This window comes from uncultured Megasphaera sp. (assembly GCF_958350005.1).
Taxonomy (GTDB): Bacteria; Bacillota; Negativicutes; order Veillonellales; family Megasphaeraceae; genus Megasphaera.
Map to the genome: position 1 here is coordinate 1 of NZ_CATWFF010000159.1, position 4648 is coordinate 4648.

The following is a 4648-nucleotide window of genomic DNA, read 5'->3' on the forward strand; positions in this document are numbered from 1 at the left end:
ATTTCCGGCGGCGAAACCGGCGCCCGGCGGGGACCGTCCATTATGCCTGGCGGCAATACGGATACATATGCGGAAATTCAGCCCATTTATGAAGCCATTGCCGCCAAAGGACCTGACGGCAGACCGTGCTGCGCCTATATTGGCGGCGACGGTGCCGGTCATTACGTAAAAATGGTACATAACGGCATTGAATACGCCGACATGCAGCTCATTGCCGAAGCCTATTTGCTGCTGAAACACGTCGGCGCCTATGACAACCGTCAGATTTCAGATATTTTCCGCCAGTGGAACCAGGGCGAGCTGAAAAGCTTCCTCATCGGCATCAGTGCCGACATCTTTGCCGAAGACGATCCGGCAGGCGGACAGGTTCTGGATTATATTGTCGACCAGGCCGGACAAAAGGGGACAGGCCGCTGGACCAGCATCGAAGCCATGAAGGAGGGCGTTGATATTTCCCTCATTACAGCTGCCTGCAATGCCCGGGTCATGTCGAATCTGCCGGGCCGCGTGCGGGCTCAGGCCAGTCTGCGGACCGTAACTCCCGGCAGCGAACAGGGACAGGCCTTTGTAGACGCCGTGCGGGACAGCCTGTATGCTGCCAAAATCGTCGCCTATGCCCAGGGCTTTTCCCTGTACCGCAGCGCCTCTGACACGTACGACTGGCATCTCGATTACGGCACCATTGCGGCTATTTTCCGGGCTGGCTGCATTATTCAGGCCGATTTCCTGGAAAAGATTACCGAAGCCTATGAAGCCGATCCTTCTCTGGAAAATCTGGTATTCGATACCTTTTTCCAGCGCAGGATTAACGAAAATCAGGCATCGCTCCGCCGCATTGTCTGCCTGGCCGTGCAGAACGGCATTCCCGTGCCGGCCCATGCCAATGCCGTACAGTATCTGGATGCCTACAGCAGTCCCCACGTAGGAGCCAATCTGATTCAGGCTCAGCGAGATTACTTTGGTGCCCATACGTTTCAGCGCATTGATAAGCCCGGTGTATTTCACCATCAATGGCAGAAACACGATACAAAATAAGGGAGGTTATGTTCATGCCGCTTGTAATTCTGGCAGTTGCCATTCTGATATTATTCGTTCTGATTGTAAAGGTGAAACTCAACAGTTTTCTGGCTCTCCTGCTCGTAGCTGGCCTCGTCGGCATTGCCGAAGGCATGCCTGTAGATAAACTGATTCCTACTATTGAAAAAGGGCTGGGTGGAACCCTGGGCGGCCTGGCCATCGTCGTATCCTTCGGCGCCATGCTGGGAAAACTCATGGCCGAAAGCGGCGGTGCCCAGCGCATTGCTACGACATTAATCAATGTATTTGGCCGGGAAAAGGTGAAATGGGCCGTATGCCTGACTGGCTTTATCGTCGGCATTGCCCTGTTCTATGAAATCGGTTTCGTTTTGCTCATTCCGCTGGTGTTTACCATTGCTGCGGAAGCGAAAATTCCCCTTTTGGAAGTAGGGATTCCCATGGCTGCCGCTCTGTCGGTTACGCACGGCTTCCTGCCGCCTCATCCGGGCCCGACGGCTATTTCCATTATTTATAATGCCGATATTGGCACGACTCTGGTGTACGGTGCCATTATTGCCGTGCCGACAGCCATCGTGGCAGGTCCGCTGTACTGCAATCTGACCAGAGACATTAATCCGGAAATTCCCAAGGGATTGTACAATCCCAAAATCTTTAAAGACGATGAAATGCCGGGATTTGGCATATCCGTCTTTACGGCTCTGGTTCCGGTCGTACTCATGGCCGCTTCGGCCATTACCAAGCTGACCATGGCTGACACGTCGCAGGTTCGCTATGTCCTGACCTTCCTGGGACAGCCGGACATGGCCCTGACCATTTCCGTCGCCATTGCCATCTATACCTTTGGCCTAGGCCGGGGCAAGAAGATGGATGAAATCATGAAGACCGTACAGGATGCGGTCCTGGCTATTGCCATGATTCTCCTCATCGTCGGCGGCGGCGGTGCGCTGAAACAGGTACTGATTGACAGCGGCGTAGGCACGTACATTGGCAGTCTCGTTGCCGGTTCTCAGCTGTCTCCCCTGTTCCTGGCCTGGCTCGTAGCAGCCGTTATCCGCACGGCCTGCGGGTCGGCTACGGTTGCTGCCCTTACAGCCGGCGGCATTGCCGCACCTATCTGCGCCGCAACAGGCGCCAATCCGGAACTGATGGTACTGGCTACCGGTGCGGGTTCCCTTATTTTCAGCCCGCCTAACGATCCGGGATTCTGGCTGTTTAAGGAATTTTTTGGCCTGACCATTAAGGAAACCGTACGGACCTGGTGCGCCCTGGAAACGATTATTGCCGTCATGGGCCTGGCAGGCGTCCTGGTTTTGGATCTGTTTATCGGGTAAGAAAAAGGCACGGAGGAACGGGCATGGATACATCGCTTATTCAGCAAATTCCTGCGCTGCGCAGTGCATACGGCGGTCTGACCAAGTCAGAGCGCCGTATTGCCGATTATATGACAGCTTCGCCAGAGGCCTTTATAAACCAGACGATTGCTGAAATCGCAGGCGCAGCAGGAAGTTCAGAAATTACAGTATCACGATTCTGCAAAAAGCTGGGGTTCAGCGGGCTCCAGGAACTAAAACGAAACCTTGCCGCTGACGGGTCGGCCAAAGACAGGGCCTACGGCGATATTGACCGGGGCGATTCCTGTCAGACCGTTACGGAAAAAATTTTCCAGCATATCAGCGACGGCCTGCACGATACGCTGTCTCTTCTGGACAGCCATGCCGTCGATGAAGCGGCACAGATTTTGCTCCGCGCCCGGCGGATTGCCATATACGGCCTGGGAAATTCGGCGACCGTCTGCCGGGATCTGGCTACTCGCTACATTCGCCTGGGCTTTGCCGTGCAGGACTATGCCGATTCGCATATGCAGGTAACATCAGCAGCCTTGCTGACCAAAGAAGACGCCGTCATTGCCGTGTCGCACAGCGGCGCTTCGCAGGAACTGATCCAGTCTGTCGAAACGGCCCGGCGCAGCGGTGCTGCTATTATTGCCATTACCAGCCGCGTCCCTTCGCCACTATCGCAGCTGGCCCATATCTGTTTATGCGGCATGGGCCGGGAAGCAGCCTATTCGTCAGAAGCCAGCGCGTCCCGGCTTATTCACATGGCCATTGGCGACGTCCTGTATACGCGCATTGCCATGATGTCAGCCGAAACGTTTCAGAAAAATATGGAAAACATGCGCCGCGAAATAAGTAAAAAACGCATCTGACTTGTTGACTTTTAAACTGCTTATGCTATTCTTTAAATGATTAAAGAAAAAGAAGGCGAGCCTTATGAATGTCAAAGAAATGATGCGGAACAGTGCCGAATATATTTGTCAGATGCGCAGAGAATTTCATCAGCATCCGGAGCTGAGCATGGAAGAGCAGCATACGACTGCACGGATTGCTAAGGAATTGGATGGGCTCCATATTCCCTATGAAATTAACGGGGAAAAGCAGACCGGGTTAGTTGCCGTCATTCAGGGAAACCATGCCGGCAGCGCCGTGGCACTGCGCGCAGATATGGATGCCCTGCCTGTGAAGGAACATACGGGGCTCTCCTTTGCTTCGCAGACACCGGGAAAGATGCATGCCTGTGGGCACGATTCGCACATAGCCATGCTTCTCGGTGCCGCCAGGATGCTCATGGCCTGCCGCGATGAAATATACGGGACGGTGTATCTCGTATTTCAGCCTGGGGAAGAAACAGGGCAGGGGGCTCCCTATATGGCGCGTTTCGGCGATTGGTATGCCAAAGCCGGCGCCGTATTTGGCGGTCATATCTGGCCGGACATTCCGTCAGGAACGATTGGCGTCCGCAGCAATGCCTTCATGGCGGCGACCGATATGTTTACCATTCGCATTCATGGCCGTCAGTCCCATGGCTCGCAGCCCCAGGCCGGCGTCGATGCCGTAGTCGTCGGCTCGGCTATGGTCATGAATCTGCAGACGCTGGTATCCCGGCAGTTCAGCGCCGTAGAGCCCGTAGTCGTTACGGTCGGCACCTTCCATGGCGGCGACCGCTGGAATATTGTCGGCGGTGAAGCCGTCCTGGAAGGGACGACGCGGTATTTCGGCCGCGATGTCGGGAAAGAGTTGCCGGAAAAAATGGATCGTATCGTCAAATCTACAGCTGCTGCCTACGGCGCAGAAGCGGAACTGCAATATACGCCCATTGTACCGCCGACTATTAACGATCCGGCATGTACGGATATCGTGCGCCAGGCTGTGACCGAAGTTCTGGGAGCCAATGCCCTCCGTGAACACGACCTGGTCATGGGCGGCGAAGACTTTGCCTATTATCAGGAACATAAGCCAGGGAGCTTCTGGTTCATCGGCACCTACAATCCGGACGTGGGAGCCGTATACTCCAATCACAGCGATCACTTTACCATTGATGAAGCCGTTCTTCCCGGCGGCGCCGCAGTCTATGCCCAGACGGCCATAGACTGGCTGAAGGCTCATCAATAGGCATATAATTCAATATTCATTCCATGAACATGCGCTCATTGCGGTAAATGGGCGCATGTTTGCATCTACGCAGCTGTACAGCAGAAGTATTACATAAAATTTATGTATTATTTATATTCGAACCAGCCCGGCACATTGACTTTTAGAAGCGTCTATATTAC

4 protein-coding genes are annotated in these 4648 nt (G+C 54.3%); all 4 read left to right on the top strand.

Going from position 1 to position 4648, the window contains the following annotated elements:
• Nucleotides 1–1035, top strand: a 1035-nt coding sequence (gene gnd, locus Q3886_RS08520) for a decarboxylating NADP(+)-dependent phosphogluconate dehydrogenase (protein WP_301860947.1), incomplete at its 5' end; no start/stop codon positions are given.
• A 14-nt stretch (nucleotides 1036–1049) separates the two neighbouring features.
• Nucleotides 1050–2369 carry a gluconate:H+ symporter gene (locus Q3886_RS08525; RefSeq protein WP_301860949.1) on the top strand — a complete coding sequence of 440 codons (1320 nt, stop codon included), beginning with the start codon at nucleotides 1050–1052 and terminating at the stop codon, nucleotides 2367–2369.
• Between the two features lie 23 nt (nucleotides 2370–2392).
• Complete coding sequence (locus Q3886_RS08530; protein WP_301860950.1) at nucleotides 2393–3244, top strand: MurR/RpiR family transcriptional regulator; 852 nt, start codon at nucleotides 2393–2395, stop codon at nucleotides 3242–3244.
• 64 nt (nucleotides 3245–3308) lie between these two features.
• Complete coding sequence (locus Q3886_RS08535) at nucleotides 3309–4487, top strand: M20 family metallopeptidase (RefSeq protein ID WP_301860952.1); 1179 nt, start codon at nucleotides 3309–3311, stop codon at nucleotides 4485–4487.
• Nucleotides 4488–4648: the final 161 nt, after the last annotated feature.

Coding starts and splice junctions, on each gene's coding strand:
- Q3886_RS08535 (WP_301860952.1), top strand. CDS start 3,309: ATGAATGTCAAAGAAATGATGCGGAACAGTGCCGAATATATTTGTCAG.
- Q3886_RS08525 (WP_301860949.1), top strand. CDS start 1,050: ATGCCGCTTGTAATTCTGGCAGTTGCCATTCTGATATTATTCGTTCTG.
- Q3886_RS08530 (WP_301860950.1), top strand. CDS start 2,393: ATGGATACATCGCTTATTCAGCAAATTCCTGCGCTGCGCAGTGCATAC.